Raw genomic sequence first — 21,168 nt, 5'->3', positions numbered from 1 at the left:
CCATATCTAATAAAACTACTATATTAAAAATCTGAAAGCTAATGACTTGTTTTGGTTAATGTATAAAGGTAAGTTTTCTAAGGTATCTATAAAAATGAAGCGCTGAAGAATTTATCTCCTCAGCGCTTGAGTTTCGAATTTTAATTTTCTTAATGCAATTGATATTTTACATATAAGCCTTCTGAATGCTCAAACTTGCCGTTTTGTACATCGTAGTGCGGCTCAACACGCAGCGATACATTCAAGCCATCTATCACTTTCCAGTCTTTTACCAAGCGCAGAATCAAGATACTTCTGTATGGCTCATAGTATTCATCATATTTGAATTTACGAGAATAAGACTGAAACAAATCGTTGCCCATAGGCGAGCTAAAATAATGCCCGAACCAATAACTTACCCCTACCTGAAACTTAGGGTGTTGCCAATAGCCATTCAAGTAGTAGGCACTGCCACGAAGCGGAGATTCAAAATAATTTACGACATAATTATCGGCCACAAGGCTTTGGTTGGTAAGAAAATCTTTCTGTACCCTTACGCCTACAGCCGTATTGATAAGTGTGCGCACAGGTTGTAGGCTCTGTATATTCTGCCCGCCCATGTGGTACACACTACTTTGCGCCAATGCTTTTAGTTTAAAACCTGCTACTTCTACTGCAGGGCTATAAAACGACATTCCCTGCCAGAAATACTCCTGATTTGTTTGGCCAGGGCTTGTGCTTCTTTGCCAGTCAAGCCAGGCATCAAAATACGTTTCGTCGTCAGTATTGGTCTTTTTCAATCTTGAAATTTTCTGGTATTTCACCTGCACGCCATGCTCTAGCGGATTACTCACCAATCGCTCAAAGCTCATCATAGGTTCTATCATTCGGTGGTTGATATTCCCTTCAATATTGCCAAATAAAAATCGCCAGTTGTTTTGTTTTATCTGTAGTGTAAAAGTGGGCTGTAATTCTTTAAAGCCCTTGGTACCAAACTCTTTCCGGGCAAAAGCGCCTAATTCAAGTGATACTTTCTCATGAGGTTGATAACTCACTTTAGGGTTAAGATAATACCCAAAAAGCGTGTAACCATCGGCTATATTATTGAAATACTCATTGTTTCTGACGAAAGTCAAGGCAGAAAACCTAAATTGAACTTTTCCAAGTTTAGAAGCATTATAAGAAAAGGTATCTTCTAGTGTACTTGTATTGGTCTGCGCTTGTGTTTTTTGTAAAACTGTCAGCAAAAATGCCGTACAAAAAAAAATCCAATTAAAAAATCCGTTCATCATTAAAAAAAACCGTTTATCATTTTTTAAGTGCATAATATTCTAAATTTATATACCTTTGTAAGGTCTTAAAGGTCGAGAGTTAATAAAAATGTTTTAGAAATCCTTTCATTTAAAAGGCAAAAAAAGACTCAGAAATTTTAAAACATCAATTGTATTATTTCCATAAACAACCTAAACACTATTTTCTACTTCTGATGCGTTTTTTTTGAAGTAGGAAAGTAAAGAAAAAAAATGAAAAATAAGTATTGAGGATTATTTTAAAATTATTTAAAGGTAAAAAGATAAACAGCGTGGACTCAACCCACACAAAAGTAAAGTGGGGTTTTCAAACAAAATAATGCACCTAATCACATCAGCTAATAGGTTTTACAACTTCTTACTATTGAAATCGGGCAATATTTTGTAGCAGGTTTAAAAATTTGAAAAGCTTACTCGAAAAATAATTTAAAAAAATGGCTGGACTCAAAACAAAAACCAAGGTCAAAAGTGTTAAAGAATTTCTGAACACTTCGACAAGCAAAAAAAAACGTTTAGCTTGCTTTGATTTATTAAATATAGCGAAGCAACAGCAGGAAGCAGATAAAAAAATGCAAGATGTATTGATAGTGTCGAATCTATTGGTAAACTTTCAGCGATTAATTCATGAAAATTTCATTTCGACCACTAAAGCTAAATAATTATTCACTTCTTATATTAATAAAGTAAACAAATCTCAATAAATATAAAAATGGCAGCAGAAAAAGATAACAACAACGACAAATTGAAGATTCTCCAAACCACAATGGAGAAATTAGATAAAACTTTTGGAAAGGGTACTGTAATGAGATTGAGCGATACCAAAGTTTTAGAAATTCCTGCTATTTCTACTGGTTCACTCGGGCTAGACCTTGCATTAGGTGTAAATGGGTTTCCAAAAGGACGTATTATTGAAATATATGGACCTGAATCTTCGGGTAAAACAACATTGGCTATGCAAGCAATTGCAGAAGCACAAAAAAGTGGTGGAATAGCCGCATTTATTGATGCAGAGCATGCTTTTGACCGTGTATATGCCCAAAAATTAGGTATCGATACCAAAAATCTTCTTATTTCTCAACCTGATTATGGTGAACAAGCACTCGAAATTGCTGAACATCTGATTAGCTCTGGCGCAGTAGATATATGTGTGATTGACTCCGTAGCTGCCTTGGTACCTAAAGCCGAGCTTGAAGGTGACATGGGTGACAGTAAAATGGGTCTTCAGGCACGTATGATGTCGCAAGCTATGCGTAAACTTACAGGTACTATCAACAAAACCGGCTGTTGCTGTATTTTCATCAACCAGTTGCGTGATAAAATCGGTGTAATGTTTGGTAACCCTGAAACAACAACCGGTGGTAACGCCTTGAAATTCTACGCCTCTGTCAGAATAGATATCCGTCGTATCGGCGCTATCAAAGATGGTGAAGCTATATTAGGAAACCGCACCCGTGTGAAAGTAGTAAAAAATAAAGTGGCGCCTCCGTTTAAAGTAGTAGAATTTGATATTCTTTACGGACAAGGTGTATCTAAAGCAGGTGAAGTGCTTGACCTTGCAGTAGACCTTGAAATTGTGAAAAAAGCTGGCTCGTGGTTCTCTTATGGTGGCAGCAAATTAGGCCAGGGACGTGATGGTGTGAGAGATATGTTGAAAGATAACCCTGAATTATTGGCTGAACTGGAGAATAAAATTAAAGCCGCAGTAGCTGTAGATGCCGATGCCTTAATGGATACCAAACCTGGTGACCAAGATGGCGTGGTTGATAAAGAAGAGTAAAATAGATACATTAGGATATAAGTTTGGATTCAAAAAGGCCGCCCATTGGGTGGTCTTTTTCTTTATAGACTACTCTCTCATATTTTCGAACATTTCTATTAAAATCTTACCTGAGTTTAAAAGAATCTCTTCTCTCATTTTTAAAGGATAGCCAAAAACTCATCAAATTTTCAAACGTCGCCGTCCTTATTTCTATCCAATCATCAAAAGAATCTTGAGGGCTGTCTGCTAATTCTATTGGTTTGTACCCGAAAACAACGCAAAAATATATGTGGACAAACTTACTTAAACGCATACTTAATATCAGTAAAGCTAAGGCTCACGATACCCTCGACAATATAGAAGACCCCGTGCAAATGATGAAGCTAGCGGTAGCAGAATTAGAACAAAGTATCAGCAAAGTTACTAAAGCACTGGCCATTGCTATGGCAAACCAACTAAGGCTTGAAAAAGACCATGAACAGTTCAAGTTAGAAGGAATTTCGTGGTACCAGAAAGCAGCCATTGCCGTGCAAAATGGTAATGAAGAACTAGCTAAAAAGGCACTTTCGCAAAAAGCACTGGCCGAAAAGAAAGAAACCGAATATGGTGCACTAGCAGCAAATTCACGCCAGATGGTGCAGCAACTCAACGAGCAACTCGACGAGTTTAAGCTCAAACTTGAAGAGGCTAAAACCAAACAGCGAATCTATGCAGCTAAGGCCGAGAGCGCAAAGGCGCAGAAACAAATATCGGAGTCGCTGGGTGGGTTGAATGCAAGTGCTTTGGCTAATATGAGCAAGTATGAAGACAAGATTAATCAGTTAGCTGCTGAGGCGGAAAGCCTTACAGCCTTGAACTCAATAACGACTGGGCTTAACAAGGAATTCCGTGAATTAGAAACCAATATGAGCGTGCAAAATGACCTTGAACAATTGAAGCAAAAACTGGTGCTTGATGCGGAAAAACAAAAAGAAGAACGGATGCAAGATATACAGCAGAAGTTCAACGAAATGAATCAACCGGATAAGCAGTTGCCTCAACAGAGCAATGCAAAACCGGATATAGACAAATTATTAAACGAATTTTTTAAACCATAAAAATAAGAAAACAATGTCGATTAATTTAAAAAAAGGTGGTTCGATAAACCTTACAAAACAAATGACCAAACTAAACAAGGTAATGATTGGCTTAGGTTGGGAACAAACAGGCAGAGCAGTAGACTTAGATGCCTCAGTGTTTATTCTGGGTGCGAATGGCCGATTATTGGCCGATGAATACTTTGTGTTCTACAATAATCTAAAGTCGCCGGATAGAGCTGTTGAACACATGGGTGATAACAGAACCGGCTCGGCTGATGACGATGACGAGATAATATTGGCCAACCTTGAAAGCATTACGCCTGATGCGCAAGAATTAGCTATCTGTGTGTCGATTCACGATGCCGTTAACAGAGGTCATAACTTTGGTTTGTTGAAAGATGCTTACATCAGGATACTTGATGTAGAAACCAAAAAAGAAATTACCAGATACGACCTCGATGCATCGCACTTTACCGAAAATGCCATAGTATTTGCAAGGGTTAGAAAATCGGGCAATGAGTGGTATTTTTATGCTGCCTCGCAGGGCTCAATGGCCGAATTGCAAGGTTTAGTAGATATGTTTATTTAATCCCTGATAAGCACATGATAAACCTTTCTAAAAACTCAAGGATTTCGCTAGAAAAAAACGGAATCGACTTAAAAGAAATCACAGTCGGTTTAGACTGGGGCAGTATTAAACGCAAAACATTCTTCGGCTTAAGCAGTATCGACGAAGCTGTTGATTTAGATGGCTCGGTGACACTTTTTGACAAAAACAAAAATGAAATTGAAACAATTTACTACAACAACCTGAAATCGAAAAACGGGGCTATCAAGCACAGCGGAGACGACAGGGTTGGCGATAGTGGTGCCGACAACAAAGATAATGAGGTAATAAGTATCAATCTGGAGAGAATTGATGCCTCGGTAGATACCATATTTTTCTACCTGAACTCTTATAAACAGCAAGACTTTGCCAGTATTCCTTATTCAAAAATCAGGATTATAGAAGGCAAACATCACAACCCAAAAAATATATTTGCCAATTTCAATTTATCGGCCGATACCGCCTTTAGCGGGCATGTATCAATGCTGATGGCAAAACTGAAACGCACACAAGGCTCACGTTGGGAGTTTACGGCACTAGGCCAACCCATTGCCGCCAAAGATATAGCTGCGACTATAAAGTTGATCAAAACCGAATATCTGTAAGGGTATTTGCGGGTACTACAACAGTAGTGCCCTTTTCACTTTGTGGGCGTTTGGAGAATCCGATACTCCCCCGCTACTAAATCCTCTAATTCAATACTACCCATTCTCACACGAATGAGCCTTTCTACTTCATAATGCAATTTATAACACATGCGCCGAATCTGGCGGTTTAAGCCTTGTATCAGAATGATTCTGAAGGTATAATCGTCTATCTTTTCTAGCTGGCAAGGCAAAGTGGTTTTGCCCATAATTGTGATGCCATTTGCCATAGCCGTCAGAAAATCATCATCAATCGCTTTATCAACTGTTACAATATATTCCTTCTCAGTCTTATTTTCATTGCGAAGCATTTTATCGTAGAGTGTTCCATCGTTAGTGAGAAACAACAAGCCCTCTGAGGCTTTGTCAAGCCGACCCACCGGAAAAAGTTCGTCTTCAAACGGGAGAATATCTTTCAGATTATCAGCTATTGCTGTGTTAAGTGTAGTTTCTATGCCTCGTGGTTTATAAAAGGCTACATAAATCAGTTTTTTAGCCTCTTTAAGTACTTGATTATGATAGCGCACTTCGTCGGTCTGGCCTAATTCAACATTAGTCAGAACAGGCTCATTATTAACATAAACCTCGCCCGATAAAATTATCTCTAAAGCTCTCCGATTAGAAACTTGTAGCTTTTTTACCAATAAATATTGTAACCGGGTACGAAAAGTCATTTGTATTAAGGCAATTTTGGTTCTACCATTACTACCTCTTCTTTCTCAACAATTACTTGTCCCTCGGCAAGGTCTTTTGTTTTTCTTACAAATTTCTTTTGGGTAAGTATAACCGGTGCCAGCGTTTCGTTTCGTCGTTTAGAATAATAAGCAGCCAGAGAAGCCGCCGATTCTTTTACCGAATTTGGTATTTTCTTACCTGCCTTATACTTTACCACCACGTGCGACCCCTGCGCATCACGGGCGTGCAGCCAAAGGTCTTCTTTGTAGGCATATTGTTGTGTAAGTAGGTCGTTGTTTTTGGCGTTACGCCCTACCAATATCTCAAAGCCTTCTACTTCAAATCTCTTGAAAAGCTCTTTATAGCTAAGCACCTGCGAGGCATTTTTTACCAATTTATTGGCTTTCAGATAATTGCGTAGTGCTTTCAGATGCTCGGCTTTTTCTATGTTTTCTATGTGCAGATTCAGACTTCTGAGTAATTCCTCACGGCTCTCGATGTTCTCCATTACTTTCTCAATCTCTATCTTTTCGTTTTTGGCTTTACGATAGAAATTCTCAGCGTTTTTCTGAGGCGAAAGTTCCGGTTTAAGCTTAATAACAATGTTATGGTCTCTATAAAAGTCAAATAACTCTACTTTTTCGGCTCGCTCTGGAATCTGATGTAGATTTGCCATCAGAATATGCCCAATTTCCTCATTCTTTACCGTAGAGTCAATAGCTTCTAAACGTTGATAAGCATCTTTCAGATAAAGTTCGGTTTGCTTCTTTTCTTTGGTCAGCTTGCGTAAAATCTCTACTTTTTCTCTATCTAACGAGCTAACCTTATTATAACTAACATAAAAAGCATTAATGGCTTCTATGGGTTCCTGAAATTCCTGTACAATTTCGCCAAAAGGCAAGAGCGATAAATGTAGCTGATGCTCCCACCGAATAATATAGTAGCATGGGTTATCTAATGTATAGACAACTTCCTGTATGCTCTGCCAAGTAACTGGTGCTTCTTCCAGATAGGCATTAACTACCTTGCCAAAGGTTGGAAACAGCTTGCGGTAGTCTTGGTTCTGCGCCAGAAATGCCTCGTGCGATTGGTCAATCGGGCGGTCTAAGGTGCTAATACGTAGGTTTTTATCGGCTACAATTCTGCTATTAAATAAGTCTATTACTTCGTCGTGCTGAAACAAAATAATATTGGCACGATTCCCGTACATTTTAAAGACCAGCGAATACCCCTGCTCAAAATTAATAGCAAAGCACCGTTCGTTCAGAAACTGCCTTACGCCTACCACCTCAAAATCCATCAGTTGATCAAATAAATCAACACTATTTTTCTTGGCTCGCTCAAACTGGTCGGTAAAATACAAACACGAGAAGTCGGGAAACACCACAGCTTTTATGAAAAACTCTTTATAGTTTTTCTTTTTTCCACGGGCAGCAGCAAAGCCCAAAACCAATTCGTCTTTTTCCTGACTGAAACATTCCATCAGTTTTAGTCCGACTATTTTCGTCTCTATTTGCTTGGTAAGCTGCCTTAAGAAATAATAATTATTTTGCACGATTCAATAGTAATAAGTCTGCAAAGGTAACTTAAATTAGATAAATAAACGAAAAACACATTTTTGCTAAGGGCATATAGCGTTTGTATTCCATCCCCTTAGTCCAATTCTCTATTTGATTTTGTTTTCGTTTGTTAAAAGTGTAACTTTGACAATTAAAATTCAACCTCTGAAATATGTTATTGCTCGGAATCGATATTGGTACCTCTTCTATTAAGGCATCTGTGGTAGATGCCGATACTCAACAAGTTATTGCTTCTGCCCAATACCCTGATGTAGAAGCCCCTATTTCTTCGCCATTTGCAGGCTGGGCAGAGCAAAACCCCGAAATGTGGTGGAACAATACCATTGAAGCCATTAAACGTGTAAACACCTTAGGTAAGCAAGAAGCAACAAAATTTAACCCTCACGATATTGGCGCTATTGGTATAGCCTACCAGATGCACGGCTTGGTGATGGTTGATAAAAATAAAAAAGTATTACGCCCTTCAATTATCTGGTGCGACAGTAGAGCCGTACAGATTGGCGATAAGGCTTTCAGTGACATGGGTGAAGAGCTTTGTCTGAACCACTTACTTAACTCTCCTGGCAATTTTACGGCTTCAAAGCTGGCTTGGGTTAAGGCTAACGAACCACATATATTTGAGCAATGTGATAAAATCATGCTGCCGGGCGATTATATCGCCATGATGCTGACTGATGAAATCACTACTTCTAATTCTGGGCTTTCAGAAGGTATTTTCTGGGATTTCCAGACCAATAGCGTTTCGAAAGATTTGCTTAATTATTATGGTTTTGATGAAAGCGTTATTCCTGAAATCAGACCTGTATTTAGTGAACACGGAAAAGTACAACAGCAGATTGCTGATACTTTAGGAATTAAAGTAGGCATACCTGTAACCTACAAAGCCGGAGACCAACCTAATAATGCACTATCGCTCGATGTGCTGAATCCAGGTGAAATCGCCGCAACTGCAGGTACATCAGGTGTTGTTTATGCCGTAAGCGACCAGATTTCTTACGACCCACAGTCTCGTATTAACTCTTTTGCACACGTAAATCACCAGATTGGTGGCGAAAACCGAGTTGGTATTCTGTTATGTATCAATGGCACCGGAATATTGAACCGCTGGGTAAAAGATAATTTTGGTAAAGACCTTACTTACCCTGAAATGAACAAGCAAGCCGGGCAAGCAGCTATTGGCAGTAATAGCCTTTTAGTAATGCCTTTTGGCAATGGTGCTGAGCGTATGCTTAACAACAGAATTTTAGGTTCATCGTTCCACAATCTTGATTTCAATATTCACTCGCAAGCGCATATTTTCAGAGCATCGCAAGAAGGTATTGCGTTCTCGCTAAACTACGGCTTTGGCATTATGCAAGCCAATGGTGTTGAGCCAAAGGTAATCAGAGCCGGAAAAGCTAATATGTTTTTGAGCGATATTTTTAGCAATGCTTTAGTGAACGTAACCAACACACCTATTGAATTGTATGATACCGATGGAGCCAAAGGTGCAGCCTTAGGTGCAGGTTATGGTGTAAAATATTACAGCACGCCTAAAGAAGCCATGAGCAAACTGATAAAGCTAAAAGTAATAGAGCCAGTAGCGGCAGACGTAGCGGCTTATCAGGAAGTATATGAAAACTGGAAAGCAGTACTTGAGAAATTGATGCAAAACTAAGTAAGTTAATAGTCTTATAGATAGGCTCAATCAGTAATAGAACTGGTTGAGCTTTTTTATTATAGATAAGCCTTAAGGACTTATTAAAAAAATCCTAAAAATTAAGCAAATAACAAAATCTTCAATTCTTTTTCGTTACATTCGCAACATAAAAACTAGCAGTTTACGAAGTAGAAACGTAGCTATAATGACTTATAATTGCTACTTTGATAACTGTTTTCAACAAAGATTAACCATAACTCCGCCTTTTTTAATACTGAATCACTTATGAAATTTATTAAGTTTTTTGTAAGTTTATTGCTAGCTGCTGGCTTAACTTACATTTTTAATCGACCCTTAGGAGCCCTGCCAGCTCTTGGGAAACTCTTTAGCCCATTTGAAGGTTTCTGGCAAAATGGTGGCTCTACTTCTTCACCCGACGAACTCAAGCTAGAAGGTATAAAAGAAGAAGTAAGTGTTACTTTTGACGATAACCGTGTGCCGCATGTTTTTGCACAGAACGAAGACGACCTTTATTTTACACAAGGCTATCTGGTAGCACAAGACCGCTTATGGCAAATGGAGTTTTATACATTAGCGGCATCAGGCCGATTATCAGAAGTTGTAGGCGAAAGAGCCATTGAACTCGACCGTTATAACCGACGCATGGGCATGGCTGAAACTGCAAAGAAAATTGCTGCCAGCTATAAGCAAGATGATATTGCGTTTAAGATTCTTACGGCTTATTCTGCCGGAGTAAATGCCTATATTAATCAGTTATCATATAAAAAACTACCGGTAGAATATAAAATTATTGGTTATAGACCCGAAGAATGGTCGCCTTATAAAACGATTCTGATGTTGATGAATATGCGCAACGTACTGAATGGCGGTAGCGAAGATTTCAGAATGAGCAATGCGCTAGCCAAGTATGGTGCCGATGTTGTAAAAGATTTATTTCCTGATTATCCGGTTATCGAATCTCCGATTATTCCGGTAGGCACCAAGTGGGACTTCACTCCAGTGCCAGTTCCGTCAGTTCCTGCCGAGATTGCAGCCAACCCTGCGGCAAAAGAAGGTGCATTGGCTTATAACATAGCGGCTCCGGCGCCTGAAATCGGAAGTAATAACTGGGCTGTAGGTGGCGGTAAATCGGCAACTGGCTTGCCTATTTTAGCAAACGACCCTCACCTGCAACTAACCTTGCCTTCTATCTGGTATCAGATGCAGTTATCAACCCCAACTATGAATGTTTATGGTGCCTGCTTACCGGGTACACCGGGGGTGACTATTGGTTTCAATAAAGACGTAGCATGGGGTGTAACCAACGTAGGCTCTGATGTAATGGATTTTTATCAGATAAAATTTAAAGACAAAACTCAGAAAGAGTATTGGTACAATGGAGCATGGAAGCCAACTACTATGCTTATTGAAGAATTTAAGATAAAAGGCAAATCAAAACCATTGCAAGATACTGTGTATTATACGCATCATGGGCCTGTATTATATAACCATGCGAGTGAAAACAATTTTGCTAAAAACGTACCTATTGGCCATGCCATGAAATGGGTAGGGCATGAATTAGACAATACTGATTTATTGGGTTTTTATTACCTGAATCATGCCAAAAACTATGACGATTATCGTAAGGCGCTTACTTATTACAAAGCTCCTGCGCAGAATTTCGTTTTTGCCGATAATAACAATGATATTGCCATTACGCCAAATGGTAAGTTGCCGCTAAAATGGAAAGAGCAAGGCAAGTTTATTCTTGATGGCTCAAACCCTGCGCATGACTGGCAAGGTTGGATTCCTGCTGACCAAAATCCAACAGTAAAAAATCCTCCTCGTGGCTTTGTGAGTTCGGCCAATCAGTTTTCTACCGACCCAACCTATCCTTATTATTTAGGCTGGCGTTTTGCCCCTGCCGAAAGAGGCTTACGTATTAATGAGCGCCTTGAAGCAATGCAACAAGCAACACATGATAGCTTACGCTCGGTACAGAATGATAACTTTAACCTCGAAGCCCGCCGACTATTGCCGGAAGTGATAAAAATATTAGCCGCTGACCCACGCAATAAAGGCAATGCTGCTTATGAGACATTGGTTAAATGGAACATGAAAAATGACCCTTACGAAGTAGGCCCTACGATTTTTGAAAGATGGGTAAAAGAACTAAGGTACTGGGTTTGGGAAGATGAATTTGCGAGCCAAAGCACAACACAGCCAATGACATACCCTACCAAAGACCGTACATGGGACATGATAAAGAATCAGCCAACAGCTAAATGGTTTGATAATGTAAACACCACAGATAAAGTAGAAACCGTACAAGACATAGTACAAAATAGTTTTAAAGCTACCGTAGATTCTTTAACCGCCAAACTTGGCCCATTGAATGCCGACACTTGGGCATGGACCAAAGTAAAAAGCACTGATATTAATCACTTAGGGCGTTTAGAAGGTTTTGGCAGACAGGATATTCCGAACGGTGGCGGCCCCGGTATAGTTAATGCTACATCCGAAACACACGGCCCGTCGTGGCGTATGGTGGTTGAGCTTGATAAAAACTGGCCTAAAGCCTATGGCCTTTATCCGGGCGGTCAATCAGGAAATCCGGGAAGCCCTTACTATGATAATATGGTAGATAAATGGGCTAAAGGCGAACTAAACGAGTTACTTTTCATGAAAACAAAAGATGAAAAAAGCAGCCGTATAGTATCAACTACCAAAGTAATCGGGAAGAAATAAACTTAATCTAAAACGAAATCATCAAATGCCATATATTCTTATTTTTGTTGCCAGTGCTATCGCACAAATGTTTTTGCCCTGGTGGGTCATCGCCCCTATTGCTTTTGCAGTAGGCTTGGTGGCTTCTAAATCTGCTTCCGGTGCATTTTTTGCCGGAGCCGGAGCCATTGCTACACTTTGGATAGCCTATGCCCTATACCTGAACGTTTCGGCTGACGGCCTTATGCTCGACCGCATCGGCAATCTGTTTGCCGAAAACCTCAAGTTCTTGAAAGATATGCCTTTCACCGTTTCCTTTTTTGCTATTATGGCACTTATAGGCGGTTTAGTTGGTGGGTTTTCGGCACTGGCAGGTTATCAGCTTAAACGCTTAATCAAATAAAACATATACAATCCCTCTTTTTTTGAGGGATTTTTCTATCTTTGCAGGCTTTATTTGCAAAAAAACATTAATCAAATACTTTACTCAGTACATACCTTTGTACTTATTCAAATTTAATTTTCGCATGAAAAAACTTTCAGTTTTCGTTCTATTAGTTTCTGTTATTGCCTGGGGTTGTGATAAATCAGCTTCTACTTCAACAACAGGTGGCAAACAAGTAGCAGGCCGTATTGTATATGTCAACACTGATACCCTATTAAACAAATACGATTATTACAAAGACATCATCAAAGCTTCAGAAAATAAAAGATTCCGTTTAGAAAACGACCTTGCTAATAAAGCACGTACATTCCAGAACAAAGTAGCGTTTTTCCAACAAAGAGCTCAACAAGGCCACATGACTCAAGAGCAAGCGCAAACAACACAAATGCAATTGCAACAAGAAGAGCAAAACCTGATGGCTTACCGTGATAAAAATGCACAGGAACTAGCACAAGAAGAAGGCAAGAAAACTGAAGATATTCTAAACAAAATTCATGAGTATCTGAAAGAGTTCAACGGCGGAGATAAATATGATATGGTAATAGGTTACTCTAAAGGTGGTGGCGTATTGTATGCTAAAGAAGACCTTGATATTACGAAACAAGTATTAGAAGGCTTAAATAAAAAATATGCCGAAGATAAAAAAAGCGGCAAAGTAACTGTTGAAAAAGACAGCACTGCTAAGAAGTAATAAGCGTACTTCTGACATATAATTAAAAGAAAATTATTGAAAAAATGCCATTAGATCAAACCCCGTATTACGATTACGATGACGAACAGAAAGAAGAAGGCAACGAGATGTCGTTTTTAGACCATCTCGAAGAGCTTCGTTGGCACTTAATCCGTGCTGCTGCCGCTATTGTGTTCTTCATGGTTTTCGCTTTTATCTATATTGAAGACATTTATGATAATATTATCTTAGGGCCTTCTAAAGTAGATTTCTGGACATATCGCATGATGTGTAAACTCGGGACAGCCGTTGGTGCCGAAGGGCTTTGTGTTGATAAACTACAGTTCAGCCTAATGAGCCGTGAGGTATCGGGACAGTTTATTACAGCCTTTACTTCGGCGGCAATCATTGGTTTGGTGTTTGCCTTTCCGTATGTATTCTGGGAAATATGGCGTTTCGTAAAGCCCGGCCTGAAAATGTCGGAAAGGAAATCGGCCAGAGGAGCAGTTTTTTATGTTACACTCTTGTTCTTTTCGGGAGTTTTGTTTGGCTATTACATTGTTTCACCTTTAGCTATCAATTTCCTTGTTAATTTCAAGATTAGCCAAAGTATCGAAAACCAGTTTGATATAGGCTCTTACATTTCATTGTTAGCAACATTGACATTGGCCTGTGGGGTAGCCTTCCAATTACCAATCGCTATTTTTGTATTGACAAAAATTGGCGTGATAGGTCCTCAATTTATGAGAACGTACCGCAAACACGCAGTAGTCGTGATTTTGATTGTAGCTGCTGTTATTACACCATCGCCTGATGTTACCAGCCAGTTGTTAGTAGCGTTCCCACTATATCTATTGTATGAAGTAAGTATTATTATTTCGGCAAGAGAAGAAAAAAGACGCTTGGCAGAACTAGCAGCAGAAGGAAACGAAACAAAAGATTAACCATCTTTTTATTATAGTAAAGAGGCTACCTTAGTAATATACAGGTAGCCTCTTTTTTATTACCTATGGTTATGCTATAAAACCAATTTTGGTATGCGTACCATCGCAAAAAGGTTTGTTTTCAGAAGAACCGCAGCGACACAAGGCTGTTACTTTGTGTTTCTTGGTAATATTTCCCTCCGAATCTTTCAGAGAAATATTACCATATATCAGCAAAGGCCCATTTTTAGTAGTTTCCACTATGGTTTCGTTATCTATTTGTTTTTCCTCCTGCCCCACTTCATTTTTAAAATAAGATAATGCTCCCGACGGGCATTTATCAATTTGCTCCATTATTCTATCACCATTTTCGTGCTCGGGCGTAACCCACGGACGCTTGCGAGGGTCGAATACATTTGGTAAACCCCGAAAGCAGATAGCTGAGTGAATACACATATGCGGCTGCCACACAACCGTCACTTCGTCGTTAGCATAATGCTTGGTTATTTTCTTTTGTTCTTCTTCCATAGGATTATAAATTTTACTCAATAATAAAGAAACTTAAGCTTATATCAAATTCATATTACCGCTAACTCAAATAGCCTTCGTAAAGTTTCTATTGAAGATTTTAACATTTATCCTATATTAACTAAGCAATTAGTTATACATTTGTGGTATTATACATAGAAATACTTATCCTATATATTGTTCATGTCTAAAAAAGCTATTACATTTTTACTTATATTCTGTTTTTCGTTGCCTGCTTTATGCCAGATAAGTATAGAAGGCCGTGTAGTTGATGCCAACGATAAAAAGCCCTTACTATTTGCCAATGTATTTATCAGTAATACTACCAAAGGCCAGCAAACCGACGAGAAAGGTCGTTTTAAACTCACCAATGTTCCATCAGGCACAATTGATTTAGTAATAAGCTATGTGGGCTACAAAACGTTTTCGCTACAATTAAAAGCTGATACATTGAAGAAACCACTACTGATTATGCTCAACGCCGATGCTATTGAGTTGCAAGGCGTAACAGTTAAGCGTGTGAAAGATGGGTTTAAAAAATACTTCTACTTATTTGAAGAGGGTTTTATGGGTAAAACTGAATTTTCGAAAGATTGTAAACTAAAAAACCCCAAAGCTTTAAATTTCAGTATGGATAACAATGACTCTGAGCTAGTTATCAGAGCCGACGAGCCGTTAATAATTGAAAACAAGGCGCTGGGCTATGTGGTCAAATACCAGTTGGAAGAGTTTAGGTATAGTTTCAAAGAACGCTATATGTCTTACTGGGGCTACCCTTTCTTTGAAGAAATGAAAACCAAAAGTGACCGCAGACAAAAACAATGGGTTGAAAATAGAAATAAAGCCTATTACGGCTCGGCTACACATTTCTTCAAAGCTCTTACTGAACAAAAACTCAATGAAGAAGGCTATGCTGTATTTAAACTCATCAGGGAAAAGAAAAAGATGTATTCTGTGCCTTTAGTCGCTGAAAAACGAGACAGCACAGGGAATCTTATTTCAGAAGCCTCAAAAGAAAAAATGATGGTAGATTCTACAGATATTAAATTGAAAGTTAATCAATCGCTAAAGAAATTAGCTACCAATATTTTCTCGGGTTATGTTCAATACCTGGTACGCACTCCACTGAAAGAAACAGAGCTAATAAACAAGCACGAAGATATATTTGCATTAGATTTTACAGATTATCTATACATAGTTTATAACAAAGAATTTGAAGAGCCTCAGTTTTTAGATGCAGGGCAAAAAAACATACCACAGACCTCAATTATGGCAATGCTCGAGTCTCCGGCACTTGTTGAAAAAAACGGACACCTCATTAATCCTCTAGCAGTTGTTTTTGAAGGCAGGTGGGGCTATGAAAAAATTGGCGAGTTACTTCCACTCGATTATTTACCCAACTTACCTTAATCTATCTTCTGGATTTCTTTTTTCGGCTTCAGTATAATTATTTTATGAAACATCGTGGGCTTATAGTAATACACACAGCTAATTTTAAGCCCTTATTTTCAGGCTTTTAGAGGTTTATTCGTCTATATTTTATGTAATTATTTACTCCTTAAGTCGAAAAAATAGCATGAAATGTAGGCGAAAAAGTATCTATTAGCCGAAAGATTTTCTACACACAATTTAATCTATAAATATATTGATAAATATTTGACTTATTTCTATATTAGTGGCAACATCAACTAAGTTTAAGCCCCTGTGAAAATAGCAATAATCAAAGAAACCAAACCATTTGAAAAACGTGTTGCCCTAAGCCCTGAAGTCTGCAAACAACTGATTCAAGCCGGATTTGAATGTACCATTGAGCACGAAGCAGGAATTTCCTCCTTTTTTGAAGATGCTGCCTATAAAGCCATTGGTGCAAAAGTTGATACCAACAAGTCTTCTCTGCTTTCAGGTGCCGATATAGTTTTGAAAGTAAATCCACTGACTCCCGAAGAAGTCAGCCACATGAAAAAGGGAGCCGTTTCTATCTCCTTTATGTATGCCGCCACAAATCCCGAATTAATTGAGGCAAGTACCAAGCAAGGTATTTCAGCCTTTTCGGTCGATGCCATTCCTCGTATTTCCAGAGCCCAGAAAATGGACGCCCTAAGCTCACAAGCCAATCTTGGGGGTTATAAGTCTGTTATTATTGGTGCTTATCATCTAGGTAAAATCTTTCCGTTGCTCATGACTGCCGCTGGCACTATTAAGCCTGCTAAAGTAGTAATAATGGGTGCAGGTGTGGCGGGCTTACAAGCCATTGCTACGGCTAAACGCCTGGGAGCAATTGTTGAGGTAAGCGATATTCGCCCCGAAACCAAAGAGCAGGTGCAATCATTAGGTGGCAAATTCATTGAAGTAAAAGGCGATGAATCTGTCAAGATTGAAGGCGGCTATGTAAAAGGCGTTTCAGAAGATTTCCTCAAAAAACAACAGGAAGTAATAGCCAAACACATCAGCGAAGCCGATTTGGTGATTACCACAGCCCTTATACCAGGCAAAAAAGCACCAATGCTAGTGCCAGAAGAAGTAGTAAAAAGCATGAAACTAGGCTCAGTAATAGTTGATATGGCCGTAGAACAAGGCGGTAACTGCGCTTGCAGCGAATACGGACAAACCGTAATAAAACATGGCGTAACCATTGTAGGCGAACCTAATATTCCCTCACTTCTACCTTTGAATGCCAGTGAGCTATATGCAAAAAACATTTCAACGTTCTTACTACATCTGGCAACTAAAGACGGGTTTAAGTGGGAACTGGACGAAGAAATAACCAAAGGCTCTTTGATTGTACACGAGGGTAAAGTGGTACATCCATCGGTAGCTAGTTAATATACAGCTTTATAAAAAGATTGATTCATCATATACTAAATAACCTCATTCAAACATGATTAACGATATAGTCAGTTTTCTTGGTCAAAATATTGAGATGATATACATTCTTATATTGTCTGTCTTTGTAGGTGTAGAAGTAATCGGCAAAGTACCTGCTGTATTACACACGCCCTTAATGAGTGGAGCAAATGCGATTCATGGTGTTGTGATTGTTGGAGCCATAATAGTAATGCTTAATACGCCTGTCGATAATATTCTGGCATTGGCATTGGGTTTTGTGGCAGTGGTGTTAGGCACACTCAATGTAATTGGTGGCTTTGCCGTGACAGACAGAATGCTGGAAATGTTTAAGAAAAAATAATGCCTCACACAACCCTGATAAAGAACAGAAACAATGGAGATAAAATATATTCTTGATATTGTCTATCTGATAGGCTCTGTCACTTTTGTAATAGGCTTAAAAATGCTAAGCCATCCTGATACTGCCCGCAAAGGGAATTTATACGCTGCTTTTGGTATGACACTAGCCATAGCTGGCACTATTTTATGGTATAACCACCCCGGCGGCTATACTTCAAGAGAACCCCTGAAAATTATCCTGATTCTGGCAGCTATTGGTATTGGTACATTTGCAGGCTGGTTAACGGCAAACAAAGTACAAATGACCAAAATGCCCGAACTGGTTTCACTCTTTAATGGTATGGGTGGTGCCTGTGCAGCACTGATAGGTATTATGGAGTATGAGCACAATATAGGAAATACAGGTGCTTTAGCAACCATTATTGCGGGACTAATTATTGGCTCAGTTTCTTTCAGCGGTAGCATTATTGCTTTTCTGAAACTTAACGAAACCATGAAAAAGCCTATCAGGCTTCCGTCTTATAATATTCTGAATACAGCCGTAATGATAGCTCTTGTTGCCTTTGGCGCATACATTGTCTATGCGCAGCCTGAGCATATGCTATTACCGATATTACTTTTGGCGGCAGCTTTGGTTTATGGAGTTTTGTTTGTGATTCCTATCGGTGGTGCCGATATGCCTGTGGTTATTTCTTTACTCAACTCATTTACAGGTTTAGCAGCCGCATTCGGAGGTTTCTTATATCAGAATCAGGTAATGCTTACCGGAGGTATTCTGGTAGGTTCGGCAGGTACAATTCTTACACTGGCTATGTGTAAGGCCATGAATCGACCGTTGAGCAATGTTATTTTTGGTGCATTTGGCGCAGGTAATGCAAGCGGAACGGCAAACGAGGTACAGGGAAGTATAAAAGATATTTCGATTTCAGATACTGCTATTCTGATGAATTACGCTAAAAAAGTAGTAGTAGTACCGGGTTATGGCCTTGCTGTAGCGCAAGCACAGCACGTGATTCATGAACTGGAAACATTGCTTCAAGAGCGAGGAGTTGATGTTGAATACGCCATTCATCCCGTGGCGGGCCGTATGCCCGGGCACATGAATGTACTATTGGCCGAAAGTAATGTATCTTATGATAAACTGGTGGAAATGGAAGATATTAACCCCGAATTTGCCAAAACAGATGTGGTGCTGGTAGTAGGAGCAAATGATGTGGTAAATCCGGCGGCTAAGACCGATCCCTCGTCGCCGATTTTTGGAATGCCAATCTTAGATGTAGAAAATGCACGTAATGTAATAGTCAATAAAAGAAGTATGAATGCGGGTTATGCGGGTATAGATAATCTACTATTTTACCAGCCTAAAACAAGTATGCTTTTCGGAGATGCAAAGGGAGTACTAACCAAACTGGTTAACGAGCTAAAGCAGATGTAAAATTTGTACTTTATTGACATAATATCATATAATCATTGCCAGTTTCACCAAATACAAAATATTATTTGGTTTTAAATTTTAAAATTGAGTAGTTTTACTTACGACTTAAATATAAAATTTTCACCCTTGGAACCTACAAATGTCAATGACCCCGAATACTACCATAAGGTAGTAGATTGCCAGTACGCCTGCCCTGCTCACACGCCTGTGCCAGAGTACATCAGATTGATTGCTGCCGAGCGTTATACCGAAGCCTACATGATTAACTGGGAATCGAACGTATTTCCAGGGGTATTAGGGCGCACTTGCGACAGGCCATGCGAACCAGCCTGCCGCCGAGGACGAGTAGAAGAAGAACCCGTGGCTATATGCCGTTTAAAAAGAGTAGCCGCCGATAATAAAGGCGATATCAAAAGCCTTATTCCTAAAGCGCCCAAAATAGGAAATGGCAAAAAAGTGGCACTCATTGGTGCAGGGCCTGCTTCGCTTACTGTAGCCCGTGACCTGGCTCCTCTAGGTTACGAAATCCATGTTTTTGATGAGCAGATTAAAGGCGGCGGTATGATGCGCAGCCAGATTCCTTCTTTTCGCTTGCCCGAAGCTGTATTAGACGAAGAAGTCAACAATATTCTTGAAATGGGTATTCATTCCCACTTCAAAACCTATGTATCGAGCCTGAAAGAAGTTTTAGACAAAAACTATGATGCTGTTTTTATAGGTACTGGTGCGCCTAAAGGCCGGGATTTGTCAGACCTTCCTGGTCGTGAAGAAGCCGCTGCCAATATACATATCGGGATTCAATGGCTGGCAAGCGTAGCGTTTGAGCATAGAAACACAATAGGCAAAAATGTGATTGTTTTAGGCGGAGGAAATACCGCTATGGACTGCTGCCGTACCTCACGCCGTTTAGGCGGCGAAAACGTAAAGGTAGTAGTACGTAGCCCGTTCTCTGAAATGAAGGCTTCGCCTTGGGAAAAAGAAGATGCCATGCACGAAGACATTCCGATTTTAGATAACCATGTACCAAAATCTTTTATGGTAGAAAATGGAAAACTAAAAGGTATGACGTTCGAAAAAGTACATGCGGTCTATGACGATAAAGGCAAACGTTCGCTGGTACCAACAGGCGAGCCTCATGTATTTGTTGAAGCCGACGACGTATTGGTGGCTATCGGTCAAGAAAACAGTTTCCCTTGGATAGAACGTGACCTAGGCATTGAATTTGATAAATGGGAGATGCCGAAAGTAGACCCTGTTACTTTCCAGTCTACAAATCCTAAGGTCTTTTTCGGCGGCGATGCTGCACTAGGGCCTAAAAACGTAATTACTGCCGTGGCACAAGGGCATCAGGGTGCTATTTCAATAGATTTATTCTGCCAAGGCCAATCTTTAACAAAACGCCCCAATCCGTTTACCAATCTGGTTTCACAAAAAATGGGTATCCATGAGTGGAGTTATGATAGTATGGTAGCTACCGACCACCGTTTTGCAGTACCGCAGGCAGATAAAACGCTTACCCTCAAAGACCGTAAAAAAGAAGTAGAATTAGGCTTTGATAAGCTGGTAGGTTTTAAAGAAGCACAACGCTGCCTTAATTGTGATGTGCAGACGGTATTTACCGATAACCGTTGTATAGAATGCGATGCCTGTATGGACATCTGCCCTACTTCCTGTATTACATTTACCGACAATGGCACAGAAGAAGACCTGCGCACACGCCTGATGGCTCCGGCTTTGAATCTTGAACAAGATTTGCTGGTATCAGGCACCTTGGCTACAGGTAGGGTAATGGTAAAAGACGAAGACGTGTGCCTGCATTGTGGTTTGTGCGCCGAAAGATGCCCGACCTCAGCCTGGGATATGCAGAAGTTCTTCTATAATGTTACAAAAGCGCATCATGGTTGCCAAACCGCAAGCGCCTCATAAAACTAATACTATTATTTAATCACGATAAACTCCTTGGGATGCACTATCCGACAGGG

General features: G+C 39.6%; 19 protein-coding genes. 15 read left to right on the top strand and 4 right to left on the bottom strand.

Features of this window, described 5'->3' with window-relative positions; all coding sequences use genetic code 11:
• Positions 1-149 precede the first annotated feature (149 nt).
• Positions 150-1,271, bottom strand: coding sequence for a hypothetical protein (locus WAE64_RS16245; protein ID WP_340238339.1), 1,122 nt, complete (start codon positions 1,269-1,271; stop codon positions 150-152).
• A gap of 452 nt (positions 1,272-1,723) precedes the next feature.
• Between WAE64_RS16245 and WAE64_RS16240 the strand changes: the two genes are divergently transcribed.
• The 5 genes from WAE64_RS16240 (at position 1,724) to WAE64_RS16220 (ending at position 5,339) form a co-directional block, all read left to right on the top strand.
• The gene (locus tag WAE64_RS16240; protein WP_340238337.1) at positions 1,724-1,948 is read left to right on the top strand and encodes a hypothetical protein; all 225 of its coding nucleotides are present in this window, start codon (positions 1,724-1,726) and stop codon (positions 1,946-1,948) included.
• A gap of 50 nt (positions 1,949-1,998) precedes the next feature.
• Positions 1,999-3,066: a recombinase RecA gene (gene recA, locus WAE64_RS16235; protein WP_340238336.1), complete on the top strand. Its 1,068-nt coding sequence runs from the start codon at positions 1,999-2,001 to the stop codon at positions 3,064-3,066.
• Positions 3,067-3,335: 269 nt separating this feature from the next.
• Positions 3,336-4,145 carry a PspA/IM30 family protein gene (locus WAE64_RS16230; RefSeq protein ID WP_340238334.1) on the top strand — a complete coding sequence of 270 codons (810 nt, stop codon included), beginning with the start codon at positions 3,336-3,338 and terminating at the stop codon, positions 4,143-4,145.
• 13 nt (positions 4,146-4,158) lie between these two features.
• A complete protein-coding gene (locus WAE64_RS16225; RefSeq protein ID WP_340238331.1) occupies positions 4,159-4,716 on the top strand; it encodes a TerD family protein in 558 nt (185 codons plus the stop codon).
• A gap of 14 nt (positions 4,717-4,730) precedes the next feature.
• Positions 4,731-5,339, top strand: coding sequence for a TerD family protein (locus WAE64_RS16220; protein ID WP_340238329.1), 609 nt, complete (start codon positions 4,731-4,733; stop codon positions 5,337-5,339).
• Positions 5,340-5,374: 35 nt separating this feature from the next.
• Here WAE64_RS16220 and WAE64_RS16215 read toward each other — a convergent pair whose 3' ends face one another.
• On the bottom strand, positions 5,375-6,052 hold the full coding sequence (locus WAE64_RS16215; protein WP_340238327.1) for a pseudouridine synthase: 678 nt from the start codon (positions 6,050-6,052) through the stop codon (positions 5,375-5,377).
• Between the two features lie 5 nt (positions 6,053-6,057).
• Complete coding sequence (locus tag WAE64_RS16210; protein ID WP_340238324.1) at positions 6,058-7,536, bottom strand: NFACT RNA binding domain-containing protein; 1,479 nt, start codon at positions 7,534-7,536, stop codon at positions 6,058-6,060.
• A 248-nt stretch (positions 7,537-7,784) separates the two neighbouring features.
• Here WAE64_RS16210 and WAE64_RS16205 point away from each other — a divergent pair, with 248 nt between their 5' ends.
• From WAE64_RS16205 to tatC, 5 genes are all read left to right on the top strand, one after another.
• Positions 7,785-9,290, top strand: a complete 1,506-nt coding sequence (locus tag WAE64_RS16205; RefSeq protein ID WP_340238322.1) for a xylulokinase — start codon at positions 7,785-7,787, stop codon at positions 9,288-9,290.
• 267 nt (positions 9,291-9,557) lie between these two features.
• Positions 9,558-12,020, top strand: coding sequence for a penicillin acylase family protein (locus WAE64_RS16200; RefSeq protein ID WP_340238320.1), 2,463 nt, complete (start codon positions 9,558-9,560; stop codon positions 12,018-12,020).
• Positions 12,021-12,045: 25 nt separating this feature from the next.
• Complete coding sequence (locus tag WAE64_RS16195; protein ID WP_340238318.1) at positions 12,046-12,402, top strand: hypothetical protein; 357 nt, start codon at positions 12,046-12,048, stop codon at positions 12,400-12,402.
• A gap of 124 nt (positions 12,403-12,526) precedes the next feature.
• Positions 12,527-13,135, top strand: a complete 609-nt coding sequence (locus tag WAE64_RS16190; RefSeq protein WP_340238315.1) for an OmpH/Skp family outer membrane protein — start codon at positions 12,527-12,529, stop codon at positions 13,133-13,135.
• A 44-nt stretch (positions 13,136-13,179) separates the two neighbouring features.
• On the top strand, positions 13,180-14,058 hold the full coding sequence (gene tatC / locus WAE64_RS16185) for a twin-arginine translocase subunit TatC (protein ID WP_340238312.1): 879 nt from the start codon (positions 13,180-13,182) through the stop codon (positions 14,056-14,058).
• 69 nt (positions 14,059-14,127) lie between these two features.
• Here the strand turns inward: tatC and WAE64_RS16180 are convergent, their stop codons facing one another.
• Positions 14,128-14,565 (bottom strand): (4Fe-4S)-binding protein, encoded by a 438-nt coding sequence (locus tag WAE64_RS16180; RefSeq protein ID WP_340238310.1) that lies wholly within the window; start codon positions 14,563-14,565, stop codon positions 14,128-14,130.
• Positions 14,566-14,748: 183 nt separating this feature from the next.
• On the opposite strand from WAE64_RS16180, the gene WAE64_RS16175 reads away from it, so the two are divergent.
• From WAE64_RS16175 to WAE64_RS16155, 5 genes are all read left to right on the top strand, one after another.
• Positions 14,749-15,975, top strand: coding sequence for a carboxypeptidase-like regulatory domain-containing protein (locus WAE64_RS16175; protein WP_340238308.1), 1,227 nt, complete (start codon positions 14,749-14,751; stop codon positions 15,973-15,975).
• Positions 15,976-16,269: 294 nt separating this feature from the next.
• Positions 16,270-17,388 carry a Re/Si-specific NAD(P)(+) transhydrogenase subunit alpha gene (locus tag WAE64_RS16170; RefSeq protein ID WP_340238306.1) on the top strand — a complete coding sequence of 373 codons (1,119 nt, stop codon included), beginning with the start codon at positions 16,270-16,272 and terminating at the stop codon, positions 17,386-17,388.
• Between the two features lie 55 nt (positions 17,389-17,443).
• Positions 17,444-17,752 carry an NAD(P) transhydrogenase subunit alpha part 2 gene (locus WAE64_RS16165; RefSeq protein ID WP_379976450.1) on the top strand — a complete coding sequence of 103 codons (309 nt, stop codon included), beginning with the start codon at positions 17,444-17,446 and terminating at the stop codon, positions 17,750-17,752.
• A gap of 33 nt (positions 17,753-17,785) precedes the next feature.
• A complete protein-coding gene (locus WAE64_RS16160; protein ID WP_340238303.1) occupies positions 17,786-19,186 on the top strand; it encodes an NAD(P)(+) transhydrogenase (Re/Si-specific) subunit beta in 1,401 nt (466 codons plus the stop codon).
• A 126-nt stretch (positions 19,187-19,312) separates the two neighbouring features.
• On the top strand, positions 19,313-21,112 hold the full coding sequence (locus tag WAE64_RS16155; protein WP_340238301.1) for an FAD-dependent oxidoreductase: 1,800 nt from the start codon (positions 19,313-19,315) through the stop codon (positions 21,110-21,112).
• Positions 21,113-21,168: the final 56 nt, after the last annotated feature.

The sequence above is a fragment of the Emticicia soli genome (genome assembly GCF_037860775.1).
GTDB lineage: Bacteria > Bacteroidota > Bacteroidia > Cytophagales > Spirosomataceae > Emticicia > Emticicia soli.
The sequence above is the reverse complement of the archived record's forward strand: the minus strand, read 5'-3'. Positions and strand labels throughout refer to the sequence as shown.

Bases quoted from the DNA above. Each gene is read 5' to 3' on its own strand.
- tatC (WP_340238312.1), top strand. From the start codon at position 13,180: ATGCCATTAGATCAAACCCCGTATTACGATTACGATGACGAACAGAAA.
- WAE64_RS16215 (WP_340238327.1), bottom strand. From the start codon at position 6,052: ATGACTTTTCGTACCCGGTTACAATATTTATTGGTAAAAAAGCTACAA.
- WAE64_RS16180 (WP_340238310.1), bottom strand. From the start codon at position 14,565: ATGGAAGAAGAACAAAAGAAAATAACCAAGCATTATGCTAACGACGAA.
- WAE64_RS16230 (WP_340238334.1), top strand. From the start codon at position 3,336: ATGTGGACAAACTTACTTAAACGCATACTTAATATCAGTAAAGCTAAG.
- WAE64_RS16220 (WP_340238329.1), top strand. From the start codon at position 4,731: ATGATAAACCTTTCTAAAAACTCAAGGATTTCGCTAGAAAAAAACGGA.
- WAE64_RS16225 (WP_340238331.1), top strand. From the start codon at position 4,159: ATGTCGATTAATTTAAAAAAAGGTGGTTCGATAAACCTTACAAAACAA.
- WAE64_RS16240 (WP_340238337.1), top strand. From the start codon at position 1,724: ATGGCTGGACTCAAAACAAAAACCAAGGTCAAAAGTGTTAAAGAATTT.
- WAE64_RS16165 (WP_379976450.1), top strand. From the start codon at position 17,444: ATGATTAACGATATAGTCAGTTTTCTTGGTCAAAATATTGAGATGATA.
- WAE64_RS16210 (WP_340238324.1), bottom strand. From the start codon at position 7,536: ATGGAATGTTTCAGTCAGGAAAAAGACGAATTGGTTTTGGGCTTTGCT.
- WAE64_RS16200 (WP_340238320.1), top strand. From the start codon at position 9,558: ATGAAATTTATTAAGTTTTTTGTAAGTTTATTGCTAGCTGCTGGCTTA.
- WAE64_RS16245 (WP_340238339.1), bottom strand. From the start codon at position 1,271: ATGATGAACGGATTTTTTAATTGGATTTTTTTTTGTACGGCATTTTTG.
- WAE64_RS16160 (WP_340238303.1), top strand. From the start codon at position 17,786: ATGGAGATAAAATATATTCTTGATATTGTCTATCTGATAGGCTCTGTC.
- WAE64_RS16175 (WP_340238308.1), top strand. From the start codon at position 14,749: ATGTCTAAAAAAGCTATTACATTTTTACTTATATTCTGTTTTTCGTTG.
- WAE64_RS16195 (WP_340238318.1), top strand. From the start codon at position 12,046: ATGCCATATATTCTTATTTTTGTTGCCAGTGCTATCGCACAAATGTTT.
- WAE64_RS16205 (WP_340238322.1), top strand. From the start codon at position 7,785: ATGTTATTGCTCGGAATCGATATTGGTACCTCTTCTATTAAGGCATCT.
- recA (WP_340238336.1), top strand. From the start codon at position 1,999: ATGGCAGCAGAAAAAGATAACAACAACGACAAATTGAAGATTCTCCAA.
- WAE64_RS16190 (WP_340238315.1), top strand. From the start codon at position 12,527: ATGAAAAAACTTTCAGTTTTCGTTCTATTAGTTTCTGTTATTGCCTGG.